The sequence below is a fragment of the Nonomuraea thailandensis genome, from assembly GCF_024172165.1.
Lineage (GTDB): Bacteria > Actinomycetota > Actinomycetes > Streptosporangiales > Streptosporangiaceae > Nonomuraea > Nonomuraea thailandensis.
Genome location: NZ_JAMZEB010000002.1, coordinates 5128983 through 5153970 on the forward strand (window position 1 = coordinate 5128983; position 24988 = coordinate 5153970).

The following is a 24988-nucleotide window of genomic DNA, read 5'->3' on the forward strand; positions in this document are numbered from 1 at the left end:
GGACATGACGATGCGTTTATTGATCGCCCTGACGCTGGCGATGCTCTGCGTCAGTGTGCCCGCCCATGCGGCGGTGGAAGGCGGGGTGAGCGGGGTCGAGGTCGGCGAGAGCACGATCACGGTCACCGGCACCGCCTCAGGACCGGCCGAGCTGTACGCGCTGGACACCTGGCAGGACACGCACTCCGGGGAGGAACCGGTCGCGACCGTCGGAGCGGGCGAGTTCCGCGTCGAGGTGCCGCGGATGGACGGGGACCAGGACCGGCTCTACGACAAGTTCCTGGCGGTGGGCGCCGGCGGCCCGCTGGGTGAGGTGCACTACGCCGACAAGCTGAGCTTCGCCGCCGCCAGCCAGACCCCGTACCCGGAGCTGCCGGGCAAGAAGGGTCTGCAGGTGCAGATGACCGACGACGCCGAGGAGATCGGCGTCCAGCACGCCGGCATCAACCTGGCCCTCGACTCGGTCATGATGGCCGGGCCGGGCGCGCCGGGCAACACCATCGAGTTCGTCTCGCAGGGCAACACCTACTACTTCGACCGCGGCGCCGTCGCCGGGCTGGACGCCCAGGTCAAGCCGCTGTCGGACAACGGCGTGCTGGTCAACCTGATCGTGCTCGTCTACAACAGCGGCGCCGCCAACTCGGCCGCCCGCAAGCTCATCCACCCCGACGCCGAGCTGGGCAAGGGCACGGTGTACGCGTTCAACACCAAGACGGCCGAGGGCGAGGCGTACTTCACGGCCGCCATGGAGTTCTTCGCCCAGCGCTACAGCCAGGCGGACGAGCGGTACGGCAGGGCGTGGGGCTGGATCGTGGGCAACGAGATCGACGCCCAGCAGTTCTGGTACAACATGGGCCCGCAGGACCGCGACGTCTTCCTGGAGCAGTACACCAAGGCGATGCGGCTGACCTCGCAGGCCGTGCGCAAGGCCGACGCCAACGCCCGCGTCTACACGTCGCTGACCCACTTCTGGACGGGCGCCGCCAACGACGACCCGAAGTACACCTACAAGGGCCGCGACGTCGTGGACGGCCTCAACGCGCTCACCAAGCGGCAGGGCGACTTCGCCTGGAACATCGCCTACCACCCGTACCCGGAGAACCTGTTCAACCCGGCGTTCTGGAACGACAAGACCGCCACGGACAGTTTCGACACGATGCGGATCACCTTCAAGAACATCGAGCTGCTGCCGCGCTACCTGGCCCAGGAGCACCTGACCTACGGCGGCGAGCGGCGCCGGGTGATCCTGTCCGAGCAGGGGCTGAACTCCCAGGACTACTCCGCCAAGGAGCTGGAGCTGCAGGCCGCCGCCTACGCGTACGCCTACTACAAGGTCGCCTTCGCCGACGGCATCGACTCCTTCATCCTGCACCGGCACGTCGACCACAAGCAGGAGGGCGGGCTCCGGCTCGGCCTGTGGACGTGGGACGAGGAGCACAGCGCGCCGTCCAACGCGGGCGAGCGCAAGCCGGTCCACGAGGTGTTCGCCGCGATCGACACCGAGCGGTCGCTGGAGGTGACCGAGTTCGCCAAGAAGATCATCGGCATCTCCGACTGGAAGGACGTCATCCCCGGATTCGACCCGGCCGCGCTGGCGGTGCGCGAGCCCCCGGCCACCGTCGGGACGCAGCTCGACGCCAAGCCGGTGGCCGAGCGGGTGATCTCCGGCTTCGAGAGCGACACCGGCGGCTGGCGGCCCTCCGACAACGCCGCCGCCGTGGAACGGGTGGCCGTGGACGGCGGGCACGCGCTGCGCGTGCGCTTCGATCGCGACCTGCCCGGCTGGTCGCAGTACGCCAAGTCGTACAAGGGCGCCGACGTGCTGTTCGGCCAGCCGCTCGACGCCTCCCGCACGACGCAGCTCTCCGTGTCGATCCGGGTGCCCGAGAGCGCCGATGACGGCTTCGAGCCGGGCAACGTCTTCACCGCCAAGATCCGCGCGTACGGGCGCGACGGCGCGGTGGCGGAGGGCGTCGGCGCGATCGACCCGGCGCTCGGCTGGAACCGGCTCACGCTCGACCTGTCCCGCTGGGCCCCGCGGGCCGCGATCTCCCGGGTCAAGGTCTGGGTGCGGGGCTCGGTGGGCTCGGACTGGGCGGGCTCGTACGAGATCGACCGGCTGAGCCTGGCCGCGGTGGCGCTGCCCGGCAAGGACCGGCGCAACGCCGAGGTGACCGCGGCCACCGGCGAGCGCGGGCGGATCGGCTCCACGGTGGCCTTCACCGTGACCAACCGGGACGTGCTGCCGATGGCCGGCAAGGTGCGGCTCACCACGTGCGACGGGGTGGCCGTCGATCCGGCCTCCCTCGGCGTGACGGGCCTGCGCACCGGGCAGAGCCGCTCGTTCGACACCACGCTGACCGCGTACGGTCCTGCGAACCAGGACTACCCGGTGGTGTGCGCGTCCTACCTGGGGCACGACCAGCGGGTGACGTTCCGGCTGCCGCCGGAGGCCGCGTACGTGCCGCCCGCCCCCGACGCCTTCGCCAACCAGGAGCTCGCCGACGGCTTCGACCAGGCCGGCGACTACCAGGTGCACCGGGTGGAGCCGGAGAACAAGGAACTGCCGCAGGTGACCTACGCGGGCGGCGCGCTGTCGGCGGCGCACCCGACGGCAGGCTGGTTCGGGTTGATGTCGTCGGGCGTGTCACCCCGCAACCCGGCGTTCAGCACGGCCATCACCATCAAGAAGTTCCAGGGCGACTCCACCGACATGGACACCGTCTACACGGGCCTCGTCAAGGACGGCAAGACGGATGTGGCGGCGTTCTACGTCAACACCCAGAAGTTCGCCGGCTTCGAGGTGCGCGGGGCGCAGGTGCCGGGCGGCCTGGCGGTCTTCGGCGTCAAGCAGGGCGTGAGCATCCCCGACGGCGGCCGCTTCGCGCTGTCGCTGGTGGGGCAGCGGGCGGCGATGTACGCCGACACCGGCTCCGGCTGGGAACTCGTCACCGCCGCCACGCTGGAACACCTGCCCGCGCTGTCGGACCCGGAGGTCAGGGCCGGATACAGCTACGGCTTCGGCGTCCGCGGCGACGCCGGCTCCAGCGCGCTGGTGCTCGACGCGGTGGAAGGCCGCAGCATCTCCTGACAGGCACACCCGCAGCGCCGTGCCGGCCGACCCGGCACGGCGCTAGGCCCGGCCACCGCATCGATCACGCCTGCCTGGACACACACAGCGCTACCCACTCGACACGTCCTAGTCCGGCGAAGGCTTTCATCCGGTCTCCGAGTACCGCGCAGAACCGATCCACCGTCCCTCATGAAGCGCTTCCTCCCCCGCATCAGCAGCCGGTGGCGGAGGTTATTGCCGGGCAGCCGGGACAGGAAGGGCCGGCACGGTGAGGCCCTCCGCAGGCGGCCGGCATCGTCGCCGTGCCGTCGAGACCGAAGAGTATGTCGCGATGCTGCACCGCATGGTGGACGCACTCGCCAGGAGGCTCTCCGACGACCCGGTCGGCCTGGTACATGTAGAGCCCTTGCGTGAGCACCTGCGAGACGCCATGAACATCGCCATCGCACTCAACCAGGAAAAGCCCCGCGGCTACTCCTTCGGAGAACTGGCGAAGATCCTTGGCATGCGGCGGGAATCCGTCTACGTACGCGCCATCAAGGGCCGCGCGCTGCTCGCCGAGATGCGGGCCCGGCTCGGCGTGACCAGCCTGCGCCGGCACCGCGAAGCACGCCTCCAAGAGGCGGCACTCCCGGACCGCCGCCCGGCAGGAGTGCACCACCGAGCAAATCTCAGCTGATCGAGCGCTGTGCGCCGCACCATGGGCTGCACCAGGACAAGCCGCACGGTTCGACTTCACGGCCAGATGCAGTCTCCGGTCGGACCCGATCCACAGGACGGGTGGCTGGCTCGCCACGGCTCCCCCACCCGCGCTCGCCGGATCGCCACAAGAGCCCGGAGCAGCACCGGGCCGTGGAAGAGCTGTACCAGGATCCAGTTCCCATGCGGCCGGACATATGGACGTCACGACACGGCGCCGGCTTGTGTCGAGGCCGCGACAGCGAAGGCGGATCGACCGGCGATGTGGGCCGATCCCGTCAGCGCGCCCGGAAGCGTGTCCATACTCCGTGCGTGGCTGTGAGCTGCGGATTTGTCCGGGGCTTTTGGTCGGTCGACGCCGCTCGCCCAGCCGTGCTGGGCGAGCCCGCCGTGCTCACCTGGTCTTCGACCGGGGCCGGGAGTGGTGGCTGGGCGATCGGGTCACACCTGTGCGGCCAGGGCGGTGTCTTGCCGGTCAGCCGCGGTCGTCCGTTCGAGCCTGCCGCCGCGCAGGGCGAGGATGGCGGCCAGCGCGACGAGCGCGCCGGTGACGCCCAGCAGGGGGATGACGACTGCGGCGGCCTCGGCGTGGGCGGCGGCAGGCCCGCGCAGGGGCGTCTCCCGGCCGATCACCGAGCTGTAGGCGGTGCCCCCGACGGCGAGCGCGACCGAACCGCCGATCTGGCGGAAGAACGTGAGGTTGGCCGAGGCCATGCCGATGTGCCGGGGCGGCACGGCTTGCTGGACCGCCACGGTCAGGCCGGAGAGCATGGGGCCCATGCCGAGCCCGATCAGCGCCATCCATCCGGCCAGGAGCCAGCCGGAGGTGGCGGTCGTCAGGTTCGCGCACAGCCAAGTGCCCGCGACCAGCAGGAACGGGGCCATGGCCAGCCATGGCTTGAGCAGGCTGGTGCGGCTCATCAGCGCGCCCATGAGGACGCTGCCGAGGACCATGGCCATGGTAAGGGGGTAGATGCGCGTCCCGGACTCGGTGGCGCTGGCCGTGAGGGCTTCCTGGAAGTAGCGGGGCAGGAACACCACCCCGGCGTACATGCAGAACGCGGTGCAGAACGAGATCACCATCACCAGTGTGTAGTCGCGGTTGGCGAACAGGTGCAGCGGCATGATCGGATGGGCGGCCCGTCGCTCCACGAGCACGAACATCACCAGCAGCGCCAGCGCGGCCAGGATGGGTAGCGCGACGGGCGCGCTCGTCCAGGTGTTGCCGCCATCGCCCTTCTGGGTGAGCCCGATGAGCAGGGCGCTGACGGCGACGGTGAAGACGGCGATGCCGAGGTAGTCGGGGCGTCCGCCGCCGGTGCCCGGCAGCCGGGGCAGCCGCAGGACGACGATCGCCATCAGGGCGAGGCCGAGCGGCACGTTTACCAGGAAGGCCCAGCGCCAGCTCGCCTGGTCGGTGAAGACGCCGCCGATGAACGGGCCGGCGAGGAAACTTAGCGCCATCACCCCGCCGAGCGCGCCCTGTACGCGAGCGCTGCGGTCCGGCGGGAACAGGTCGAGCACCAGCGCCATGGACAGCGGCATCAGCGCGCCCGCCCCGAGGCCCTGCAACGCCCGGAAGGCGATGAGCTGCGGCATGTCCTGCGCCAGGCCGCACAGCACGGACCCGGTGACGAACAGTGCCATGCCGATGAGCAGCAGCGGCTTCCTGCCGTGCTGGTCGGACAGTCTGCCGTACAGCGGCACGGTCACGGTGGCGGTCAGCAGGTAGGCGGTGACCACCCAGGTGTAGAGGGCCGTGCCGCCCAGTTCGGCGGTGATGCGCGGCAGCGCGGTGCCCACGATCGTCTGGTCGAGCATCGCCAGGAACATGCCGCCGACCACGGCGAGCAGGAGGAGCCCGTTCCCACGAGGCTTTATGTCAGCAATCACAGGTTAAGGCTCACATGTAAGTATTGACATGTCAATCCGCAGGTATGCTGAGCCGCATGTCCCTACGGATCGCCCTGCTCGGGCTACTCGACGCGAAAGGCCCGGCGAGCGGCTACGACCTGGCCAAGGCGTTCGAGAGGTCGCTCAATCACGTCTGGCAGGCCGGCCACACCCAGATCTACCCGGAGCTGGTGAAGATGGCCGACGACGGCCTGGTGGAGGTCGAGTCGGAGGGCGCGCGCGGGCGCAAGATCTACGCGATTACGCGTGAGGGCACGGCGTGGCTGCACGAGTGGCTGGTCGGGCACGACCCGTCCACGGTGGTCCGCAGCGAAGCGGCGCTGAAGGCGTTCCTGCTCACCCTCCTCGGCCCTGGCGAGGCGATCGAGGTGGTCACTCAGATCAAGGCCCACGCTCAGGCGCGCCTCACCGGGCTGGAGTGCCTGGGGACTCCGGCGTCGGAGGCGTTCACCGGACGGTTCGCCCTGGACCTCGGGCGCCGGCAGGCGCAGGCGATGATCGACTGGGCTAACGCGACGCTGGCGACACTCGAGGGGAGGAGGGTGCCGGGCGCCTCTCAAGGGGCATAGCCCGGCACCGGTCTCAGCGCCTTGGCGTGTGAGGTCGAGAGTCGAGCAGGTACTGAGCCCTCACACCGCCATTTGAGGCTCCCGTCAATCAGCGCGTTGCCTGACGACTCACGCGCCGTGCCCAGTTCCGTCCAGATCGTGATGCACTCCAGACTCTCGTTATTTATCCGGTATCCATGCGGCAGTTCGTCCAGCGCTCGATGCGGGCGAAGAGGCCCTCGACGCGGGGGCGGTGACGGTCGATCCGGTAGGTGTCGCCCTTCACCGTCCGCGCGGGCAGCCTCTCGTGCGCCCAGTCCACCCGCGGCGGTCTCTCCCTCCACCCGCTTCTTCGCGGCGAGCACCGGGACCAGCTGCGCCACAGCGCCGCCACCCACCTGGGCGAAGCCGAAGTCCCGCTGCAGCTCATCATGGGCAAGACCCGGCACAGGAACCCCCGCACCACCCTGCGCTACGTCCAACCCGGCGCCGAAGCCATCGCCAAGGTCACCGAGGTCCTGGCACCCCGCCGCCGTACCCACTGATCAACCGACTGGCGGCCGAGCGGAGCTGCGGGTGCGAGTCGCGAACCGATTCAGCGGGCCGGACACACACGGTGATGGAAATTACGGAGAGTTACTTTGGGGCTGGTTGCGCCGACCCGGGTGAAGCCCCGTGAGGAGCGCCTTCCGCCAGGATCTGACCCATCGGCCGGCCGACCGCTGGTCCTCGACGCCCTGCCTCGTTGAACGACGATGACCTCCCCTGCACCCGGCCTCACGCCGATCACCGAAGTCGCCGGGCGGTGTGGCCGTCGAGAACTCGATCCGCTCCTTCGGGAAACAGCGGGCATGACACGAACACCATCGGCGGAAATGATCGAGGCGGACGACGCCGAGCTCATCCGCCGGTCAATCGATGATCCGGAGCAGTTTGCCCGGATTGTTCGACCGCCACGTCGAGCAGATCCACCGCTATGCCGCGCGACGGCTTGGGGCTCAGGCCGCCGATGACATGCCCGCGGAGACATTCCTGACGGCTTTCCGCCGCCGCGCCTCCTACGACCACACGCGGCCGCTGGCCAGGCCATGGCTCTACGGCATCGCGACCAACCTCATCGCCAGGCACCGGCGTGACGAGGAACGGTTTCTGCGTGCGCTGTCACGAACCGGCGCGGAGCCACAGCCGGAGCCGATGGCCGATGCCGTGATCGGGCGGGTCGCCGCACAGGGGGAGGACCGCCGCCTCGCAGGGGCGCTGATGGTTCTGTCCAGCGCCGATCGTGACGTGCTGCTGCTGGTGGCGCTGGGAGAGCTGACCTATGAGGAGGTCGCCGAGGCGCGGCGCGCAGCAGGTTGCTGCAAGCCATGCACGAACCGGCCGCCACAGCGCCGGTTCCGTGCCGGGGCGGCGCCGGCCGCGCCTGGCCTGGCGTCTGGCGCTGGCCGCATCGGTCGCGCTGGCCACCGGCGTGGGCGCTCTGGTGGTACGCGGAGGCGAACAAACCGCCGTGATTCCGGTCGCAAGCGTACGAGATCTTGGCGACAAGGCGGCCAGGAGCGCCGCGACCGACCCCGTACGAGATCACGCCATCGCCCGGCAAGTGGCTGTACGTGAAGAACACGATCGCTCCGCTCCGCCAGGAGCCGGAGCCCGAAGTGGATCGCGACAAGCAGGTCACTCTCGAGACCTGGCACAGCCTGGACGGCAAGCAGACCGCGCTGGACGACGGACGAGGCAAGCTCGTCATCGCGCCGGTCGGCCCCGGCGTCACGAGCGCGGACCTGGGCACGGCACCGGTCACCCCGGAGGAGATGATCAGCAGGATCGGGGCGAGCATCGACGCGACCCCCGCCTCGGCGTTCGACGAGGCCCACGTAACGAGACAGGAGCGGATCTTCCTGACGATCTCCTCGTTGCTGAGCGGCCAACCGCTGGCCGCCGACGCGCGAGCCGCGTTGTTCCGGGCGCTGCCTCTGATCCAGGGGGTCGCGGTCAAGCAGGGCGCGGTCGACGCGGCAGGGCGCCACGGCGTCGCGTTCGTCTACACGGGAGCTTACGAGCGCTCCGAGATCATCGTGAGTGCGCAGGACTACCGGTTCCTGGGGACCTACGGCGAGACGGTTGCCGATCGGACCTTCGACCTTCCCGGCGGTGCGACGCATACGGTCAAGGCAGGGATCCCTGTGGCATGGACCGCGCAACTGGCGGCCAAGGTCGTCGGCAAGCCAGGCGCTCGCCCGTAGGGCGGACGGCGTTCGGTCGACGCAGTGAGGCGGGATCAGACTCCGGACGTCCACAGCGCCATGGCCGCAAGACTCTGACGCGGCCGAAGCGGTGGATGCGCCGGAGCGCCGCGCCGGGTGATCTCTGCCTGTGTCCGGCATCGCCTCAACCGCGGCGGGCCGGCGGGGGCCGGCCTGCACCGCCCGCGCGGCGCAGGCCGGGGCCGCGATGATGAGGGTTCTTGAGGTGGTTGAGGGGATGGGGTCCGGGCTTGCGGGACGCTTTCGCCGGTTTCTCCGGACCCTTCGCCCGGGTTTTCCGGACCCTTCCTCCTGGGGAGGGGTCCGGCTTCCCCGGACGCTTCGCGGCCATGTTGCGGGCGAACCGAACGTCGGGGAGGGCCATGGAGCGTCTCATTCCGTCGCAGGCCGGCCAGTGATCAACGCCAGGGCGGCGGCCAGGTCGTGGCTGGTGGGAGCCCGTTCGGGATCGATCAGGTACTGGGACATGACCCCGGTCAGCAGCGCCTGGTAGAAACCGCCCACCGCCCAGGCGTTCGGGTCGGCGGGGTCGAGACCGGCGAGCACCTGGGCCAGGCCGAGGCGGGCATGCTCCAGGCCGGTGGCCAGGTAGGCGCGAGCCTGCTCGGCGTGCTGGACCTGTCCGATGACGTCGAAGGTCGCGGCCCACAGCGGCCGGTGGAGCTCGAAGGACTTGATGATCTGGGCCCAGGCCGCCTCGAAGCGTTGCAGCGGGCCGGCCTTGGGGTCGGCCGCAACGGCGGCCAGCGCCTGGCCGAGGTGCTCGCCCCATTCCTGCGAGGCCTGCGATAGGGCCTCGTTGAGCAGCGCCTCCTTGGAGCCGAAGTGGTAGCCGATGGCCGCCATGCTGACTCCGCCGGCGGCGGCGGTGATGTCACGGATGCTGGTGCGTGCGTAGCCCTTGTCGTACAGGCAGCGCTTGGCCCCAGCGATCAGATCTTCGCGGTTGCCCATGAGATCGGAGCCTACCCCAAGAATCAAACGAACGCCTCAGGCGAGCGCATAAGGCGATCGTCTTATTCGTTCGTCTTGCGCGTTCGCCTAAGTCGGTTGTACTGTTCTCGGCGTCGGAAAGATCACTGATGTGAGGAGTTGGACAGATGACCGGCAAGGACAAGCTCACAGCGGGACTGACAGCCTTGGGCGTGGCAGGGGCGCTCCTGAGCCCCTCGGCGGCGGCCGCGGACAGCGAGGCATTGGTCCGCACCGACCGGGGGCCGGTGCGCGGCATCCTGGCCGAGGACCACCGCTCGTTCCTGGGCATCCCGTACGCCGCCCCGCCCGTGGGCGAGCTGCGCTGGCGGGCGCCCCGCCCCGCCCCGGCCTGGACCCAGCCGCGCCAGGCCACCACTCCCGGCCCCATGTGCGCGCAGACCGGTGACCACCTGGGCGCGGGCAGCACCAGCGAGGACTGCCTGTACCTGAACGTGACCACCCCCCGCACCCGCGCAGAGCAGAAGCTGCCGGTGATGGTGTGGCTCCACGGCGGCAGTTTCAAGGACGGGGCCGGCCACCTGTACGACGCCCGCCGCCTGGCCGTCCAAGGCAACGTGATCGTGGTGAGCGTCAACTACCGGCTCGGCGCCTTCGGCTTCCTGGCCCACCCGGCCCTGCGCGACACCGACGGCCTGTCCGGCAACTACGGGCTGGCCGACCAGCAGGCCGCCTTGCGCTGGGTCCGGCGCAACGCGGCCGCCTTCGGCGGCGACCCGCGCAACGTCACGCTGTTCGGCGAGTCCTCCGGCGCCATCGCTGTCTGCGCCCACCTGGCCGCGCCCGGATCTGCCGGCCTGTTCCACCGCGCCATCCTGCAAAGCGCCCCCTGCACTGCCCCGTGGTCGCCGTCGCTGGCCATGGCCAGCAACCCCCGCCCGCTCGCGCAGGCCGAACGCGACGGCCGAGCCCTGGCCAAGCGCCTGGGCCTCGGCGATTCCGCGACCGCACGGCAGCTGCGCGCGGTCCCGGCCGACAAGCTGCTGCAGGCCGCCTCCGACGTGGCCCAGCCCGGCTTCGGCCCGGCCGTCGGTGGCGCGTTCCTCCCGCTGGACCCGGCCCGCGCGGTGGCCACCGGCCGCTTCGCCCGGGTGCCGGTGCTGTACGGCATCAACCGCCACGAGGAGCGCATGCACGTGTGGGGGCTGGAGATGGCCAAGTACCAAGGTCCGATCCCCGCCGACCGCTACGACGAGGAGGTCCGCGCCGCCTTCGGCGCCAACGCCGACAAGATCCTGGCCCGCTACCCTCTCTCCGCCTACGCCTCGCCCAGCCAGGCGCTGGCCTCCGCGCTGACCGACGCCGAGTACGCCCGCCCCGCCCTCGACACCGGCAAGGCGCTGTCACGGCACACCCGCGCGTACGCCTACGAGTTCGCCGACCCCGCAGCGCCGTGGTTCGCCGCCTTCCCCAAGCCGTACGACATGGGCGCCTACCACGCCGCCGACCTGCCCTACCTGTTCGACGTCGGCTACAACCAGCCCCTCACCGACCCGCAGCGCCACCTGGCCGACCACGTGATCGGCTACTGGACCCGCTTCGCCCGCACCGGCGACCCCAACGGCTCCGGCGCACCCGCCTGGCATCCCTTCACCACCGCACGCCCCCATGTCCAGTCCCTGGCCCCCGGCGATGACGGCATCAAGCCCGCCGACTTCGCCCGCGACCACCGCTACGACTTCTGGACCTCACTGAACAGCTGAGATGTTCGAGAGCTTCCGGCGGCCGCGACATCACGTACGGGCCGTTCCCCGGGCCCCAAGCCCTCGGGGGCCGGGCAACGGTCTTCATGACGCCCACCAACTACACCATCACCGGGTACGTCCTGCCCGACCAGCCGGCCTCGACCCCCGTATCTACCGCCCGTACCTGCAGTTGCGCCGGACTGACCCGGGCTATGAGGGTGAGACGGGCCTACCAGGGCGCCACGCCGTTCGCCCACTCGGACGCGTGGTCCTGGACGAACTCGTCGAAGGAGCGGGGCGGGCGGCCGGTCAGGTCCAGCACCGCGGTGCTGACCAGGTCGTCCCGGCCGGCGCTGAGGCCGGCGTCCACGGCGGCAAGGGCGGCGGCGAATTCGGCCGGCATGCCGGCGGCCCGGTAACCGGCCGCCAGCTCGTCGGTTTCGACGGGCAGCACCTGAATCGGCCTGCCGGTGCGGGCGGTAATGATCGCCGCCGCGTCCTGGTAGCTCAACGCTTTCGGCCCGGTGAGCAGGTAGTCGCGCCGGTCGCCCGGCCCATCACTGAGCCACTCACCCCGCCTCTCATTGGGCCACTCACCCTGCCCTTCACTGGGCCTCTCGCTGGACCCGTCATCGGGGTTGGTCAGCAGGGCGGAGGCGGCGGCCGCGATGTCGCGCGCGTCGATCCAGCCCAGCCGGCCGCCACCGGCGGCGGTGTGGATCTCGCCGTGCCGCCGGAGCCGCTCGCCCAGCGGATGCGGGCGCAGGAAGTTCTGCATGAACCCGGACGCGCGCAGCACGACCCACCCGGGCCGGGTCCGTACCCGCGCGGCCAGCTCAAGCGCGCCGGGGGCGTTCGGCAGCACGATGGCGGAGCCGAGGAGCACCACGCGGCGCACGCCGAGCCGCTCCGCCTCGTCCAGGAACGGCTCGACCAGCGGCATCGGATTCACGGCGTTCACCGGAGGCACCAGATAGACGCGGTCCATCGCGTGCAGCGCGGCCCGATGCGTGCCCGGTTCGTTCCAGTCGAACCGGACCGCGTCAGGATCCCCTGCAGATGGGTTGCGAGCGGCCACCCGGATCGGTACGCCGTTGCGCCGCAGCAGCTCCGCCAGCACGCTGCCGGTCTTCCCGGTGCCGCCGGTGACCAGCACGCCGCTCATCGGGCGGCCCCCGAGCGCAGCGAGCCGAGCAACTCGGGCAGCGTCCCGGTCGCCGAGGCGGCGGCCAGCGGGCTCCAGTAGTCCCTGTAGTGCGTGATCAGGCCGTCATGGACCGTGATCACAGAGATGTAGTCCATGCGGTAAGGCTCGCCGGTGCGCACCGTGTACCCGTGCGCGATGAACTCCACCACGATGGTGTCCGGTCGTTTCGTGTGATGCACGGTCACTACAGGTATCTCCCGTACGTCCATCCGTTGCGGATATCCGGCCAGATAGTCACGGACGGCATCCCGCCCCGCCAGCCGCCGCGGCGCGTCTCCCGCAGCGAACGGGAACTCGCCGGTGCCCTGCTCCGCCCACAGATCGGCGATGGCATCCATGTCCTTGGCCAGCAGCAGATCCAGCAGTCGGCGGACCGTCTCCTCAGGAGTGCGTGGCATGTTAGTCCTCCGGTGTCCCGTGAAATGTGGTCATGCCAGCCTGGCCGCGGATCCGGGCGCCGCGGAACGGACGGGTAAGCCCCGGACCCCTGGTCCGTGGCTAAGGAGGCCGCCACTGTGGCAGCCTGGACGGGTGAGCAGAGCTGAACTGGCCGACTTTCTCCGTCGCCGGCGGGAGGCGCTGCGCCCGGACCAGCTGCCGGCCACGGCCGTCCACCCGCCAGGCCGCCGCGCCCGCCGTACTCCCGGCCTGCGCCGCGAAGAGGTGGCCACGCTGGCCGGGGTCTCCACCAGCTACTACGAACGACTTGAGCAGGCCCGCGCTCCGCATCCGTCGCCGCAGGTCATAGCTGCGCTGGGCACGGCACTGCGGCTCACCGACGCCGAGCGCGAGCACCTGGCGCGGCTGGCCGGGCAGGCCCCGCCCGCCCCGGAGACCGGCCCGGCGCCGGTGCCCGCCTTCGCCCGCGAGCTGCTGGACCGGCTCGGGCCGGTGCCCGCCTACCTCACCGACGAACGCCAGGACATTGTGGCCTGGAACAACGCGGCAGCCGACCTGATCACCGACTTCGGGTCACTGTCCGCTGGGGAACGCAACGCCGTGCGGCTGTCCATCCGGCTGAACGGCACCCTCTGCTCGGCCGCCGACGGCTCGCAGGGCGAATACGCCCGGCAGACCGCCGCCCAGCTGCGCGCGGCCAGCGCCCGGTACCCGGCCGAACGCGTACTTGGCGAGCTGGTCAACGAGTTCGCCGCGCACAGCCCCGACTTCGCCGCCAGCTGGCGCAACCACGAGGTACGCCCCATACCGACGCTGCGCAAGCACCTGCACCACCCCGAGCTGGGCGCCCTGGAGCTGGACTGCCAGACTCTGCTGCTGCCCGGCACCGATCTGCGGATGGTGATCTACACCGCGCGACCGGGCAGCCCCAGCGCCGCCGCGCTCGCCCGGCTCGCCGCACGCGACACGTAGATCGAAGTCACGCTGTGAGATCGATCGGAATCCCGGCGCAAGCCTCCTCCGTAAGCGGGAGCCAACAAAGACTCACTGACCAGTGGAAACCCCGTTGACGCCCGGATTTCGTTTCCACATCGGGTATCCAGCCGAGATACGGCCATGAGCCGATCTTGGCACCCCTTTCGGCCGGTAGGCGTACGTACGGTCAGCGGTCAATCGTGATCAGTTTGAGTCGCCACCGCATAGTTGCCGGTTCTCCAGAGCCGACTGGTTGACGACGCGGACGAGGGCGTTGATGTCGGCGCGTAGCCGGGACAGCTCGTCCTGGTCTTCCCTGCGGAGTTTCCTTGAGCTTGGCCACCTGCTCACGCAGGCGTTCGCGCGCTCCACCCGAGCACGGCCAGAAGGAAGACCAGCGGAACCGCGATCACAAGCTTCGTCATGGCTGCCATGATGGCCCGGTGGCGATCGCGCGGCAGAGCCGGTCCGCGTCCCACGCGGGTTCTCCCAGGTCGAGCCGGCCCGGTGCCCGGAACCCGTCCAGCGCCAGGTGAACGTGGCGCCGCCACAGGGACGGGGCGGCGTGCCGGGTGGCCTCGGCTACCGTGCTGCTCGCCCACAACAGCAGGAAGAGGTCGGCGCCGGTGACGTCCGGGCGGACGACGCCGGCCGCCTGCGCCCGCCCCAGCACCCGTTGCGCGAGCGCGCAGATCTCGCTGTGCGCGGTCTCGGTGCGGTCGTCGCCGGGGAAGCGCCGCGCCAGGAAGTCGGCGAACGCCCGGTCCCCGGCCTGGGCCGTACACAGGACTTCGAGCAGGCCGCGGAAGGCCTGCCACGGATCCTCCAGGCCGAGCGCGGCCTCCATCTCCTCGATCACGTGGCGCAGCTTCGGCTCGAGCACCGCGCACAGCAGATCCAGGCGCGTCGGGAAGTGCCGGTAGAGGGTGCCGACCACCAGGCCCGCCTCGCGCGCGATGCCGTCGAGGGCGGCCTGCGCGCCCTGCCCGGCGAACGCGCGCCGGGCGCACTCGAGCAGCCGCTCGCGGTTGCGGCGGGCATCCCGGCGAGCGGGCAGCGGGTTCCCCGTGGCAGGCATGAGGTCACCGTAGCAAAGTGCGATACGTCTCAACTTTGAGGGTGCTCTCATCTTCGCTACAGTGAGCAGCACCAAAATGAGAGCATGCTCATTTTTCGAGACAAGGGGAGCGACATGACGAAGCTCGGCGGGAAGGTCGCGGTGATCACCGGCGCAACCTCGGGGCTGGCACTGGCGACGGCGAAGCTGTTCGTCCAGGAGGGCGCGCACGTGGTCATCACCGGCCGCCGCCAGGACCGGCTGGACGCGGCGGTGGCCGCCATCGGCCACGGCGTGACCGGCGTGCTCGGCGACGTCGGCCAGATCTCCGACGCGGCCCGCCTGGCCGAGGTCGTGGCGGTCGAAGCGGGCCGGGTGGACGTGCTCATCGCCAGCGCCGGCGTCTGGACGTGGAACGAGCACATCGGCGACGTGACCGAGCAGTCGTTCGACGCCGTGTTCGGGGTGAACGTGCGGGGGACGTTCTTCACCGTGCAGAAACTGCTGCCATTGCTGTCCGACGGCGCCTCGATCGTGCTCATCGGGTCGGGCGCCGCGGACAAGGGCGATCCGGGAACGACCGTCTACGCCGCGAGCAAGGCGGCGCTGCGGTCGTTCGCCAGGACCTGGACCACCGACTTGAAGCAGCGCGGAATCCGGGTCAACGTCCTCAGCCCCGCCGCGATCGACACCGCCGCGTTCGCGGACCTCCCGCCGGGGTTCAAGGAGCAGATTGCCTCGCGGGTGCCCGTCGGCCGCCTCGGTGACGAGCACGAGATCGCCACCGCGGCGCTCTTCCTGGCCTCCGCGGACTCGAGCTTCGTCACCGGCATCGACCTGCCCGTCGACGGCGGGATCGGCCAGGTCTGACCACCGGCAAGGCGCCGAAGGTCAAGAGGCGCGGCTCCCTCGTACCCCCTGCGGGCCCGGGCATCATCGCCGGCCCCTGCTCCGGCACCGCTCCCGCACCACCTCGGCCAGGCGGTCGCGGCTCGTCTGGACGAGGGCCAGTACCAAGTACAAGAGAAAGGGCAGTGTCCTGCCCTACCAGGGAGATCGCTGCTCAGTGAGTACGGCGGCGGGGGTGCCAGGACCTCGGTGACCTTGGCGATGGCTTCGGCACCGGGTTGGACGTAGCACAGGGCGGTGCGGGGGTTCTTGTGCCGGGTCTTGCCCATGATGAGCTGCAGCGGTACCTCGGCCTCGCCGAGGTGGTGGCGGCGCTGTGGCGTAGCTGGTGCAGGTCGAGGCCGGCGTACCCTGCCAGCCGGCCGCACACCGCGCCCGTGGCCGCCTGCAGCAGGCCGCCCAAGAGTTGGACTGGCTGCGCCGCCGCCTGGCCGCCCACGTCGACCGGCTCCCGGCGCTGGCCGCCAAGCTCGACCCCACGCACGCCGAGACCATCACGGCCGCCGCTCGAACAGCGCCTCGGCCGCGCCGGCCAGCCGCTCGATCTGCTTGGGCGCGGGCGGCTCGGTCCGTTCCTCCCGGCAGCGGGCCAGCAGGGCGGCGCGCGCCGCTCCCGCGACGTCTCCACCGGGTAGATCTTGGCGGCCAGCCTGAACGTCAGCTTGCTTCTGCGGGAAGGCTTGCGGTCAAACGAGTGCCCTGTCCCGGGTGGCTGGCGATGTCCAGGTGCCCGCCGAATGCCGCGATACGGTCGTGCATTCCGGTCAGGCCCCGGCCAGTTGGTGCGGCTCCGCCCACCCCGTCGTCGCGAACTTCGGCGATGATTATTTTGTCGACGAGGCGCAGGCTGACCCACACCTGATCAGTCTGGGCGTGCTTGTAGACGTTGGTGAGAGCCTCGCTGATGAAGAAGTAGATCGTCTTCTCCGCCGACGGAGAGAAGCGCGGTTCTGCGGTGCGCACGGTGAGGTGGGCGGTTAGACCGAGCCGCTGGGCTGAGCCTGGCACCACCCGATCCCCGACCTGGTCGCGGCTACCCCGGACGAGGCCGTGATCCACATCGACATCCGGGACCTGGACCCGCTGCCCACGTACGTCCGTGGCCGGGTGGCGCTACTGGGCGACGCCGCCCACGCGATGAGTCCCGACCGCGGTCAGGGGTCCGGTCAGTCCGTCGAGGACGCGGTCGTGCCGGCCGCCGCCCTCCACGCCGGGCCCGGTATCGAGGCCGCACTGGGCCGCTACGACGCCGAGCGGCTGCCCCGTACCCAGGCCACCGCTCGGGGCGCCCGCGCGGACGGGCGCCGCACCACATCCACGGCGGCGCACCGGGTCCTGGCCACGATGATCCGGCTCATGCCCGCACCACTGTGGCGCAAGGGCATCGCGGCCGACGGCAACGCCACCTGGCGGTGGCCGCCACCGCGCCTGCCGGAGCCGACCACCCACGCCTGACGTGGACGGCCTCGCCACCGGATCAGCCGCCGCCGGGCCCCTGCTCGGTGCATCGAAGGCGCTACCTTCGCTGTAGTCGCCGCCTTCCCGTCAGCGCTCACCCTGCCGCGAGGAAATCGACGATCCTCGCGGCAACGCGGGGATAGTCGGGGCCGAACCAGATCATGTGGCTGTCGGCCTGGCTGACCACCAGTTCGGCTCTCGGTATTGTCGCGACCAGGGACTCGGCATGAGCGAAGGGCACCGACCGATCATGGCGGGTCGCTATGACCAGCGTGGGCTGGCTGACCTGCGCGGCGCAGTCCGCCACGGGGAGCATGTCGGCGGCGAAGCCGCGACCCGAGCGCATCGAGGTGAACAGGCCGATGAGCAGGCTTCGCTCAGCGGTGGACAGGTTCCTCAGCACCTGACCCACGGGCAGGACTGACAGGTCGCGGACAAGCAGGCGCAATCCCAGGGAGGGTGCCACGCGGAGCAGGAGCCGCAAAATCGCCCAGGTGCCGGCCTCCACCCGGGCGTTGAACACCGCCCGGCCACCCAGCCGGGTCAGCCGGTCGGGCCAGGGCAGAAACCCGACCGAGCTTTGCAGGATGACCCGTTCGACCAGGTGCGGATGGCGGGCGGCCATGCTCAGCGCGGTGCGCCCACCGGCCGAGATCCCCACGACCGCGGCGAGTCGTTCGATGCCCAGGACCCGGCACAACTCGGCGGTGACGTCGGCGAAGCCGGCCGCCGTGGTGCCGGTGGTCAGCGGCGTCCGCCCGTATCCAGGGCGTGAGGGGGCCAGCACGGCGCAGTCGGCGTCGGCGTAGATCTCCTCGCCCAGCGCCAGCCCTGCCCGCATGTGGCCGCCGTGGAACACCACGACTGTCCTGGGGCCGTCTCCCTCCAGGCGATACTCCACCGGGCCGGCCGGCAGACCCGCCACGGGGTGAAGGGGGGAAGTGGACGCCATGGCGTCTCCTTGCGTCACGGGGACGGTCGTTCCGGCCGGCGGATCCTGCGGGTGACGTTGCCGTACCAGGCCGGGACCTCGCGCTCGTCGTCGAACCAGCGGGCCACCACGATGTCGGTGGAGGAGTGCAGCAGGATCGACAGCACGATGGTCACGGCGACGTACTGGAACACCGGCACGGCGGCGGCGATGCCGGAGCCCAGCACCAGCAGCCCGTAGACGACGGAGGCGAACCCCTTGGGCCCGAACCAGGCGACCGCCGCCTGCTCGCGTACGCTCAGCCCCGAGCGCAGGAACGACACCCAGATCGCCACGGGCCGGGCCACGATCAGCGCGAGCACCGCGAACAGCCACCCCTGCCAGCCGACCGAGCCGAGCAGCGCCGGGGTGATGAGCGCGCCGAACACCAGCAGCGCGGCCAGCTTGAACACCTCGGCGATCAGCTCGCCGAAGTGCTCGAACGACTCACGCTGCCGCGGCCCGAAGGTGGCCACCGTGATACCGGCCGAGAACGCGGCCAGGAACAGGTTGCCGTGCGTCGCCTTGCCGACGGCCAGCACCAGCAGGCCGATGGCCAGCGCGTTGAGCGGCTCGTAGGGGGTGGAGGCGGCGAACCAGCGAGTCTGCTCCAGCTTGATCGCCACCCACGGGATGGCGACCCCGATGACGATGCCGAGCCCGAGCTCCAGGCCCAGCTCGCCCAGATGCAGATCGTCGGATCCGGCCGCGACGGCGAGGAAGAGGATGACGAACGGCAACGCCAGACCGTCGTTGACACCGGACTCGACGTTGAGCAGCTGCCGCAGCCGGGGCGGCACCTTCTCGTTGCCGACCAGCGCGGCGGCGAACACCGGGTCGGTGGGCGCCAGGATGGCGCCGATCAGCAGCGCCTCGACCCAGCCCAGCCCGAGCAGGTAGTGCGCCCCGACCGCGGTGATGACCAGAGTCAGCGGCAGGCCCCAGCCGAGCGCCCGGCCGGGCAGCCGCCAGGCGCTGCGCAGCTCGGCCCAGCCGACCCGCATGCCATCGGTGAACAACACGGTGAACAGCGCCAGCTCGGCCAGCGTGGCCACCAGGTCGTCACCGGGCTTGAGCGAGACGACGCCGAGCACGCCGTCGCCCAGCACGAACCCGGCCACGAGGAACAGTGCGGCGGTGGACAGGATGGTCCGGTGCGCCAGCCCGGACAGCAGGACGGCCAGCAGGAGCACGCACGCGAACGCGGTCAGCAGCACGCCCATCAGGGGCACCGCACGGGGGTCGTCATGGAACGGCCTTCCGATCGGATCAATGTGCACGATCTTGCCGACCAGACTTCCCGGCGCTCCGCAACCACCCTAACAGGGGCGCTGCCACGACGACAGACGCCTTCTTGACGGGCGCCCCCGCCACCGAACCCAGCCATCCCGCCTACCCGATGTCCCGGCGGCCGAGAGCGGTCAGCCCCAAGGCGGTGAAGACCCCTGCCGCGACGGTGAGCACGGCGATGGTGGCCGGCCCAGGCTCCGCCAGGGCCGAGTAGTGGACATGAGCGAAAGGCGAGAGCCGGAAGGCCGCGTCCGTGACCAGGCCGATCTCCCAGCCGAACTCCAACGCCACCACCAGGCCGAACACCGCCCAGACAGCCACCGCCCCGGCCCGGCCGAGCAGGCCGTAGGCGCAGACCGTGACGCCGGTGACGACCCAGACGGCCGGCAGCAGCGGCAGGGTGAGCGCGAGCAGGCCGCCCACGTCGCCCGAGCCGAGCCCGCACAGCAGTCCGACGACGGCCAGCAGGGCGGCGGGAACGGCGACCGCGACCAGCAGGTGGCCGGCGGCCCAGCGCAGCCGCCCGGTCGGCCCGGCCAGCACCGCCTCCGCCAGGCCGCCCGTCTCCTCCTGCCACAGCCTGGACACGGCCAGCACCGTGTACAGGGACACGGTGTACGCGCCGAACACGTAGATGACCAGCCCGTAGAACACCTGGGCCGGGTCGGCTTCAGCGCCCATCCGGGCCGCCCATGCGGCCAGCCCCGCACTGGCGCCGAACTCCTTCACCGCCTCACGCCCGCCGAACCCGAGCGCCAGCCCGAACAGCACGGCCGCGACCAGCCACGCGACGGCCGTGGCCCGCTGTGTCCGCCAGGCGAGTGCCAGGGGCGTGCGCAACCATGCGGCCGCGGCGACCCTCCCCGCGCGTTCGGGCAGCAGCCCGGCGCCCGCGTCCCGCCGCCCCGCCAGCCGGTATGCCAGCGCGACCAGCACCGCGGCCAGGGCGGCGGCCAGGGCGAACGCCCACCATCGCTCGCCGGAGAACGGCCGGGAGCGCAGCAGCCAACCGGTCGGCACCGCCCACCCGAGCCAGGGGGCGGCCACGTCGGACACCCCCCGCAGCAGGTACAGGGCGAAGAACAGGCCGAGCGCGCCGAGCCCGGCCGGCCGCGCACCCGGCGTCACCTGCACCGCCACCGCCGCCATCCCCGCGGCCACCCACCCCCCGCAGGCCGCGATCAGGCCCCAGGCCAGCGAGCCGGCGAACGGCATGCCCGCGCCCGCCAGCACGGCGGTGATCAGCACGGCCAGCAGCGCGTCCGCCACGAGGACCACCGTCAGCGCGGCGGTCAGCGGCGCGTGCCTGCCGACCGGCGCGGCGCCGATCAGGTCGCACCGCCCGGCCTGCTCGTCCGAACGGGTGTGGCGGACGAGGAACAGCACGCTGCCGAGCGCGGCGAAGATCATGGTGGCGGCGGCGCGCTGCTGGGCGGCGATGGCCCCCACGCTCAGGTCGTACGCCGGCCCCTGGATGAGAAGCACCGCGGGGTTGGCGGCGATCTTCCCGGCATACTCGCGGCGCGCTTCCTCGGTGGGCATCAGCGTGCCGATCGTGCTGACGGTGCCGTACACGAAGGCCGCGATGAGCACCACCCACAGGGCCGGCCAGAGCCGATCGCGCCGCAGGACCAGCCGGACCAGAACACCCGTCCCCGCCATGTCAGGCCGCCGCCTTGGTCTCGTAGTGGCGCAGGAACAATTCCTCCAGCGTGGGCGGCCGCGCGGTCAGGTCGCGGACGCCGAGTGCGGCCAGCCGCGCCAGCACCCCGGCCAGTCCGGCGCTGTCGACCTGGCAGCGCACCCGGCCGTCCGCCGCCGTGACCAGCTCGTGCACCCCGGGCAGGGCGGCCAGCCCGTCGGGCGGCCCTGGCAGGGTGGCGGTGATGGAGGTGCGGGTCAGATGCCGCAGCTCGGTCAGTGTGCCGGCCTCGACGGTACGTCCGGCGCGGATGATCGACACCCGGTCGCACAGCGCCTCGACCTCCGACAGGATGTGGCTGGACAGCAGCACCGTCCGGCCGCCGGCCCTGGCCTGCGCCACGCAGTCGCGGAAGACGGCCTCCATCAGGGGGTCGAGCCCGGAGGTCGGCTCGTCCAGAACCAACAGCTCGGCGTCGCAGGCGAAGGCCGCGACCAGGGCGACCTTCTGCCGGTTGCCCTTGGAGTAGGTGCGCGCCTTCTTGCCGGGGTCGAGCGCGAACCGCTCGATCAGCTCCGCCCGCCGGGCGGGGGCGACGCCGCCGCGCAGCCTGGCCAGCACGTCGATCACCTCTCCCCCGGTCAGGTTCGGCCACAGCGTGACGTCACCCGGCACGTACGCGAGCCTGCGGTGCAGCTCGACGGCCTGCCGCCACGGGTCGCCGCCGAGCAGCCGGACGCGACCGGCGCCGGCGCGCAACAGCCCGAGCAGGACGCGTAACGTAGTGGTCTTCCCCGCGCCGTTCGGGCCGAGGAAGCCGTGCACCTCGCCTTGCCGGACAGCGAGGTCAAGGCCGTCCAGGGCGCGGGTGCGGCCGTAGGCCTTGACCAGGCCGGTGATCTCGATCGGGTCAGTCATCGCCGTGCTCCTCGGTCAGGTGGCGCCCGGCCTCGGACCGGGCGAACTCGCCCATGGCGTCGTACACCTCGGTCATGGCCGCGCCGATGACGGTCGCGTGCTCGCGGGCCAGCACGTCCACGCCCATGCGGCGGCTCAGGTAGGGGTGCAGGACGATCGCGCCGGCGTGCATCGCGCTCATCACGGCGGCCGCGTCGCGCGCCTTGGCCGAACCTGCGGGGAAGCGGTCGGGCCAGGTGCTCGTGAGGAATTCCTCGGTGACCCGCACCGCGCCCGCGAAGAACACCTCCGCCGCCGGCGAGCCGTCCGCCAGGGCGCGCGCCAGGTAGCGCACCATCAGCTCGCCGCCCTCGTACAGGGCGGCCAGGCCGCCCGGGTCAGGTCGGGCCGCCTCGTCCTTGACGCGCTGGACGAGCTGCTCCAGCACGTGCGAGTCGCAGGCGTCGCGCAGCCCGTCCTTGGTGCCGTAGTGGTGCTGCACCAAGCCGACCGAGACGCCGGCGGCGCGCGCGATGTCCTGCAGCCTGGCGGCCCTGACCCCGTGCTCGGCGAACTGCGCCAGCGCCGCGTCCCTGATGCGGGCACGGGCGGTGAGGTCGTCCAGCGATCTCTCCCGATCCACGCCGCCGCCGGCTGGAGCTCATGCGCGACATGTACGCGTTCATGATGGACCGCTTCCCCCGCCTGCTGAACGAGTGGGACGAGCTCAAGGAGCGGCGATGAGACCCTTACTGATCACCGTGGGCAGCCGTGGCGACGTGCAGCCGTATCTCGCTCTGGCGTGCGGGCTGGTGGCCGCCGGGCACCGGCCACTGCTGGCAGCGCCGCGGCGCTTCGAGCCGCTCGCCACCGCCCGCGGGGTGGACTTCGCGCCGCTGAACGACGAGATGCTCGCCCTGCAGGACAAGGTTCAGGGGCAGGGCGTACGCGCCGCCATCACCGCCGCCCGCACAGTCAAGCCGATGCTCCGCCGCCTGCTCGACGACCAGGCCGCCCTCACCGCGCACCAGGCCGACGTGGTGATCCATCACCCGAAGTCCCTCGGGGGCCCCCACGTCGCCGAGAAGCTCGGCGTCCCCGCCCTGGCCGGCCTGCTGCTGCCGCTCTACCTGCCCACCGCCGCCTTCCCCTCCCCCATCCTGCCGGTACGGCTGCCGCGCATGTTCAACCGGGCGAGCTGGCGCGTCTCCTCCGCCGTCGAGGCCCCCTACAGCGGCACCGTGCGGGACTGGCGAACCGCAACGCTCGGCCTGAACGCCGGCATGCGGCCGGTGGCCGGCCTGGTCGCAGCGGGCGGCGTCCTGCACGCCTGGAGCCCGCACGCGAACGCGGCCCCTGTTCTTGATCGGCTGGCTTGGACACCGATGATCATCAGGGGTCGCGTTTGCCATCTCTCCATCGGGGTGCCCTCAGCTGCCCACCCGGCACAGGGGCGTAGCCGTCTCACGAGCCGAGAACGCACCGACCTTGCGGCCTGGCCCGGCTGATCGGCTTGACCAACATCGCCGCCGCCCTCGACTCGGGTTCACACCATGAGAACGCTTCGGCCCCTGGTCCATTCGCCGAGCCAACAACCCGGACCCGATTCCGCCGGGATGGAGGCGGAGCGGCTGCAGATTTCTTGCAGCAGTTCTGCATACCCCGCCTGCGATCTTGGATATGGAGGCGCTCCTATGAGTTGTGATCATATGGCAGCGCCTGATAGCCCATCGAAAGGCCATTCATGCGCACACGCAAGTCACAGCCTGCGAAAACCCTCATCCTGTCCACCGCCCTCGTCTCCGCCACCGTCCTCGCCAACCCAGGACCGGCGCAGGCAGCGGCCTACTCCCCGGAGGCCGCCTGCACCGAAACAGTGGGTTACGGTGGCTGGACCGGTCTGGACAGCCGTCCCGTCAAGATCGGCAGCAGCACGTGGGGCAGGGTCTACCTGCTGTGGAACGGCTCGCGCGGCACCAACTGTGTAGCCACGATCAAGACATCTTTCGTCGGGGTGGCGACTTACACGCAGGCCACGCTCAAGATCCAAGGCGTCGGAAGCTACAGCGACCCGCCGTCGCTCACCGCCCGGAAATACCAGTACTACGCTGCCGTTGTGAGGTCTGCCGCGGGCAAGTGTGTCGACTTCGCCGGCAGGATCGCCGACACCCGTGTCGACTACTCACTCGCCTCTGGCGCACGCGGATCGTACGGCAACTGCGGCTGACGAACCGTTCCGGGGGGCACCGCACGAGTGAGTGCGGCGACCCCCGGGTTCGTGCCTTTGAACCCGTCTGGCATTGATGGAGGTCCCATCAAATCCGGACGGGTTCACCTGCTGCGGCGCACGTTCACCGCGCCCGCCGCGGACGTGCTGTGGTGCGGCGATGTGACGCAGATCGACACCGACGAGGGCAAGCTGTATCTGGCCACGGTCGAGGACCTGTTCTCCCGCCGGCTGCTCGGCTACGCCATGTCCGAGCACCACGACGCCGCGCTGACCTGCGCCTCACTGCAGATGGCGGCAGCCACCCGCGGCGGTGACGTGAACGGGGTGATCTTCCACTCCGACCGGCGGGTCGGAATACGTCGCTGCCCGCTACCAGGAGCTGTGCCGGCGCCTGGGCGTGGTCCAGTCCATGGGGCGGGTGAGCTGCGCGCTCGACAACGCGGCCGCCGAGGCGTTCAACAGCACCCTCAAGGTCGAGTACGTGCACCGCCACCGCTTCCGCACCCGGGCCGAGGCCCGCCTGAAGATCGCCACCTGGATCGCCGACTTCTACAACACCACCCGGCGCCACAGCGCCAACGACGACCTGCCGCCCATCACCTTCGAACGCCACATGATCGAGAAGAGACAAGCCTCATCGGTCCTGCTGAGGACCGCTGTGGCATGGAATCCTTTCCACGATTTCAGGGGATTGACAGCCGGGCGGCGATGTCGCGCAGGCTGGCGCTCGAGACGGAGACGCGCTCGCGAGCGCTGCTGAGCACTGGCCCGGAGG

General features: G+C 71.0%; 25 protein-coding genes and 1 pseudogene. 15 read left to right on the plus strand and 11 right to left on the minus strand.

Annotated elements, in window-relative coordinates; genetic code table 11:
- Positions 1-4: 4 nt before the first annotated feature.
- Together HD597_RS27175 and HD597_RS27180 are read left to right on the plus strand one after the other, a co-directional pair.
- A complete protein-coding gene (locus tag HD597_RS27175; protein ID WP_253745681.1) occupies positions 5-3091 on the plus strand; it encodes a DUF5722 domain-containing protein in 3087 nt (1028 codons plus the stop codon).
- A gap of 313 nt (positions 3092-3404) precedes the next feature.
- On the plus strand, positions 3405-3752 hold the full coding sequence (locus HD597_RS27180; RefSeq protein WP_253745682.1) for a hypothetical protein: 348 nt from the start codon (positions 3405-3407) through the stop codon (positions 3750-3752).
- A gap of 461 nt (positions 3753-4213) precedes the next feature.
- Here the strand turns inward: HD597_RS27180 and HD597_RS27185 are convergent, their stop codons facing one another.
- The gene (locus HD597_RS27185; RefSeq protein WP_253745683.1) at positions 4214-5665 is read right to left on the minus strand and encodes an MDR family MFS transporter; all 1452 of its coding nucleotides are present in this window, start codon (positions 5663-5665) and stop codon (positions 4214-4216) included.
- A gap of 56 nt (positions 5666-5721) precedes the next feature.
- Between HD597_RS27185 and HD597_RS27190 the strand changes: the two genes are divergently transcribed.
- From HD597_RS27190 to HD597_RS27200, 4 genes are all read left to right on the plus strand, one after another.
- Positions 5722-6255, plus strand: coding sequence for a PadR family transcriptional regulator (locus HD597_RS27190; RefSeq protein ID WP_253745684.1), 534 nt, complete (start codon positions 5722-5724; stop codon positions 6253-6255).
- A 251-nt stretch (positions 6256-6506) separates the two neighbouring features.
- Positions 6507-6779: a hypothetical protein gene (locus HD597_RS27195; protein WP_253745685.1), complete on the plus strand. Its 273-nt coding sequence runs from the start codon at positions 6507-6509 to the stop codon at positions 6777-6779.
- 373 nt (positions 6780-7152) lie between these two features.
- Positions 7153-7851, plus strand: coding sequence for an RNA polymerase sigma factor (locus HD597_RS66940; RefSeq protein WP_372513404.1), 699 nt, complete (start codon positions 7153-7155; stop codon positions 7849-7851).
- Positions 7848-8480 (plus strand): hypothetical protein, encoded by a 633-nt coding sequence (locus HD597_RS27200; RefSeq protein ID WP_253745686.1) that lies wholly within the window; start codon positions 7848-7850, stop codon positions 8478-8480. The genes HD597_RS66940 and HD597_RS27200 overlap by 4 nt, the downstream gene beginning before the upstream one ends.
- Before the next feature lie 393 nt (positions 8481-8873).
- On the opposite strand, the gene HD597_RS27205 is transcribed toward HD597_RS27200, so the two are convergent.
- Entirely contained in the window at positions 8874-9455 is a 582-nt protein-coding gene (locus tag HD597_RS27205; protein WP_253745687.1) for a TetR/AcrR family transcriptional regulator, read from the minus strand.
- Positions 9456-9601: 146 nt separating this feature from the next.
- Here HD597_RS27205 and HD597_RS27210 point away from each other — a divergent pair, with 146 nt between their 5' ends.
- The gene (locus tag HD597_RS27210) at positions 9602-11197 is read left to right on the plus strand and encodes a carboxylesterase/lipase family protein (RefSeq protein WP_253745688.1); all 1596 of its coding nucleotides are present in this window, start codon (positions 9602-9604) and stop codon (positions 11195-11197) included.
- 211 nt (positions 11198-11408) lie between these two features.
- Here HD597_RS27210 and HD597_RS27215 read toward each other — a convergent pair whose 3' ends face one another.
- Together HD597_RS27215 and HD597_RS27220 are read right to left on the minus strand one after the other, a co-directional pair.
- Entirely contained in the window at positions 11409-12344 is a 936-nt protein-coding gene (locus tag HD597_RS27215) for an NAD(P)H-binding protein (RefSeq protein WP_253745689.1), read from the minus strand.
- On the minus strand, positions 12341-12784 hold the full coding sequence (locus HD597_RS27220; protein WP_253745690.1) for a nuclear transport factor 2 family protein: 444 nt from the start codon (positions 12782-12784) through the stop codon (positions 12341-12343). Before HD597_RS27220 ends, HD597_RS27215 begins: the two co-directional genes overlap by 4 nt.
- A 133-nt stretch (positions 12785-12917) precedes the next feature.
- On the opposite strand from HD597_RS27220, the gene HD597_RS27225 reads away from it, so the two are divergent.
- Complete coding sequence (locus HD597_RS27225; RefSeq protein ID WP_253745691.1) at positions 12918-13757, plus strand: helix-turn-helix transcriptional regulator; 840 nt, start codon at positions 12918-12920, stop codon at positions 13755-13757.
- A gap of 424 nt (positions 13758-14181) precedes the next feature.
- On the opposite strand, the gene HD597_RS64790 is transcribed toward HD597_RS27225, so the two are convergent.
- Positions 14182-14838: a TetR/AcrR family transcriptional regulator gene (locus HD597_RS64790; protein ID WP_276083032.1), complete on the minus strand. Its 657-nt coding sequence runs from the start codon at positions 14836-14838 to the stop codon at positions 14182-14184.
- 84 nt (positions 14839-14922) lie between these two features.
- Between HD597_RS64790 and HD597_RS27235 the strand changes: the two genes are divergently transcribed.
- Entirely contained in the window at positions 14923-15687 is a 765-nt protein-coding gene (locus HD597_RS27235) for an SDR family oxidoreductase (protein ID WP_253745692.1), read from the plus strand.
- 696 nt (positions 15688-16383) lie between these two features.
- Here HD597_RS27235 and HD597_RS27240 read toward each other — a convergent pair.
- Entirely contained in the window at positions 16384-16785 is a 402-nt protein-coding gene (locus HD597_RS27240; protein WP_253745693.1) for a sensor histidine kinase, read from the minus strand.
- Between HD597_RS27240 and HD597_RS27245 the strand changes: the two genes are divergently transcribed.
- Positions 16777-17181: an FAD-dependent monooxygenase gene (locus HD597_RS27245; protein ID WP_253745694.1), complete on the plus strand. Its 405-nt coding sequence runs from the start codon at positions 16777-16779 to the stop codon at positions 17179-17181. The genes HD597_RS27240 and HD597_RS27245 overlap by 9 nt on opposite strands.
- A 97-nt stretch (positions 17182-17278) precedes the next feature.
- Here the strand turns inward: HD597_RS27245 and HD597_RS27250 are convergent, their stop codons facing one another.
- The 5 genes from HD597_RS27250 to HD597_RS27270 form a co-directional block, all read right to left on the minus strand.
- A complete protein-coding gene (locus tag HD597_RS27250) occupies positions 17279-18136 on the minus strand; it encodes an alpha/beta hydrolase (RefSeq protein ID WP_253745695.1) in 858 nt (285 codons plus the stop codon).
- 14 nt (positions 18137-18150) lie between these two features.
- Positions 18151-19377: a cation:proton antiporter gene (locus HD597_RS27255; RefSeq protein ID WP_253745696.1), complete on the minus strand. Its 1227-nt coding sequence runs from the start codon at positions 19375-19377 to the stop codon at positions 18151-18153.
- 169 nt (positions 19378-19546) lie between these two features.
- Positions 19547-21106: an ABC transporter permease gene (locus HD597_RS27260; protein ID WP_253745697.1), complete on the minus strand. Its 1560-nt coding sequence runs from the start codon at positions 21104-21106 to the stop codon at positions 19547-19549.
- 1 nt (position 21107) lies between these two features.
- Positions 21108-22004 carry an ABC transporter ATP-binding protein gene (locus tag HD597_RS27265; RefSeq protein ID WP_253745698.1) on the minus strand — a complete coding sequence of 299 codons (897 nt, stop codon included), beginning with the start codon at positions 22002-22004 and terminating at the stop codon, positions 21108-21110.
- Positions 21997-22626 carry a TetR/AcrR family transcriptional regulator gene (locus HD597_RS27270; RefSeq protein WP_253745699.1) on the minus strand — a complete coding sequence of 210 codons (630 nt, stop codon included), beginning with the start codon at positions 22624-22626 and terminating at the stop codon, positions 21997-21999. The genes HD597_RS27265 and HD597_RS27270 overlap by 8 nt, the downstream gene beginning before the upstream one ends.
- A 29-nt stretch (positions 22627-22655) precedes the next feature.
- On the opposite strand from HD597_RS27270, the gene HD597_RS67335 reads away from it, so the two are divergent.
- The 5 genes and pseudogenes from HD597_RS67335 to HD597_RS27285 all read left to right on the plus strand — a co-directional run bounded on the left by HD597_RS67335 (position 22656) and on the right by HD597_RS27285 (position 24973).
- Positions 22656-22727, plus strand: coding sequence for a hypothetical protein (locus tag HD597_RS67335; protein ID WP_504928500.1), 72 nt, complete (start codon positions 22656-22658; stop codon positions 22725-22727).
- Positions 22724-23491 (plus strand): glycosyltransferase, encoded by a 768-nt coding sequence (locus HD597_RS27275; protein ID WP_253745700.1) that lies wholly within the window; start codon positions 22724-22726, stop codon positions 23489-23491. Before HD597_RS67335 ends, HD597_RS27275 begins: the two co-directional genes overlap by 4 nt.
- A gap of 236 nt (positions 23492-23727) precedes the next feature.
- The gene (locus tag HD597_RS27280) at positions 23728-24210 is read left to right on the plus strand and encodes a hypothetical protein (protein ID WP_253745701.1); all 483 of its coding nucleotides are present in this window, start codon (positions 23728-23730) and stop codon (positions 24208-24210) included.
- 144 nt (positions 24211-24354) lie between these two features.
- Positions 24355-24549, plus strand: a pseudogene (locus HD597_RS66945) (DDE-type integrase/transposase/recombinase); the annotation flags it as partial.
- Between the two features lie 61 nt (positions 24550-24610).
- On the plus strand, positions 24611-24973 hold the full coding sequence (locus HD597_RS27285) for an integrase core domain-containing protein (protein WP_308210704.1): 363 nt from the start codon (positions 24611-24613) through the stop codon (positions 24971-24973).
- Positions 24974-24988: the final 15 nt, after the last annotated feature.

Excerpts from the sequence above, each read along its gene's own strand:
- HD597_RS27175 (WP_253745681.1), top strand. The coding sequence starts at position 5 with ATGACGATGCGTTTATTGATCGCCCTGACGCTGGCGATGCTCTGCGTC.
- HD597_RS27180 (WP_253745682.1), top strand. The coding sequence starts at position 3,405 with ATGCTGCACCGCATGGTGGACGCACTCGCCAGGAGGCTCTCCGACGAC.
- HD597_RS27190 (WP_253745684.1), top strand. The coding sequence starts at position 5,722 with ATGTCCCTACGGATCGCCCTGCTCGGGCTACTCGACGCGAAAGGCCCG.
- HD597_RS66940 (WP_372513404.1), top strand. The coding sequence starts at position 7,153 with ATGATCCGGAGCAGTTTGCCCGGATTGTTCGACCGCCACGTCGAGCAG.
- HD597_RS27205 (WP_253745687.1), bottom strand. The coding sequence starts at position 9,455 with ATGGGCAACCGCGAAGATCTGATCGCTGGGGCCAAGCGCTGCCTGTAC.
- HD597_RS27210 (WP_253745688.1), top strand. The coding sequence starts at position 9,602 with ATGACCGGCAAGGACAAGCTCACAGCGGGACTGACAGCCTTGGGCGTG.
- HD597_RS27215 (WP_253745689.1), bottom strand. The coding sequence starts at position 12,344 with ATGAGCGGCGTGCTGGTCACCGGCGGCACCGGGAAGACCGGCAGCGTG.
- HD597_RS27220 (WP_253745690.1), bottom strand. The coding sequence starts at position 12,784 with ATGCCACGCACTCCTGAGGAGACGGTCCGCCGACTGCTGGATCTGCTG.
- HD597_RS64790 (WP_276083032.1), bottom strand. The coding sequence starts at position 14,838 with ATGCCTGCCACGGGGAACCCGCTGCCCGCTCGCCGGGATGCCCGCCGC.
- HD597_RS27235 (WP_253745692.1), top strand. The coding sequence starts at position 14,923 with ATGCTCATTTTTCGAGACAAGGGGAGCGACATGACGAAGCTCGGCGGG.
- HD597_RS27250 (WP_253745695.1), bottom strand. The coding sequence starts at position 18,136 with ATGGCGTCCACTTCCCCCCTTCACCCCGTGGCGGGTCTGCCGGCCGGC.
- HD597_RS27255 (WP_253745696.1), bottom strand. The coding sequence starts at position 19,377 with ATGGGCGTGCTGCTGACCGCGTTCGCGTGCGTGCTCCTGCTGGCCGTC.
- HD597_RS27260 (WP_253745697.1), bottom strand. The coding sequence starts at position 21,106 with ATGGCGGGGACGGGTGTTCTGGTCCGGCTGGTCCTGCGGCGCGATCGG.
- HD597_RS27265 (WP_253745698.1), bottom strand. The coding sequence starts at position 22,004 with ATGACTGACCCGATCGAGATCACCGGCCTGGTCAAGGCCTACGGCCGC.
- HD597_RS27275 (WP_253745700.1), top strand. The coding sequence starts at position 22,724 with ATGAGACCCTTACTGATCACCGTGGGCAGCCGTGGCGACGTGCAGCCG.
- HD597_RS27280 (WP_253745701.1), top strand. The coding sequence starts at position 23,728 with ATGCGCACACGCAAGTCACAGCCTGCGAAAACCCTCATCCTGTCCACC.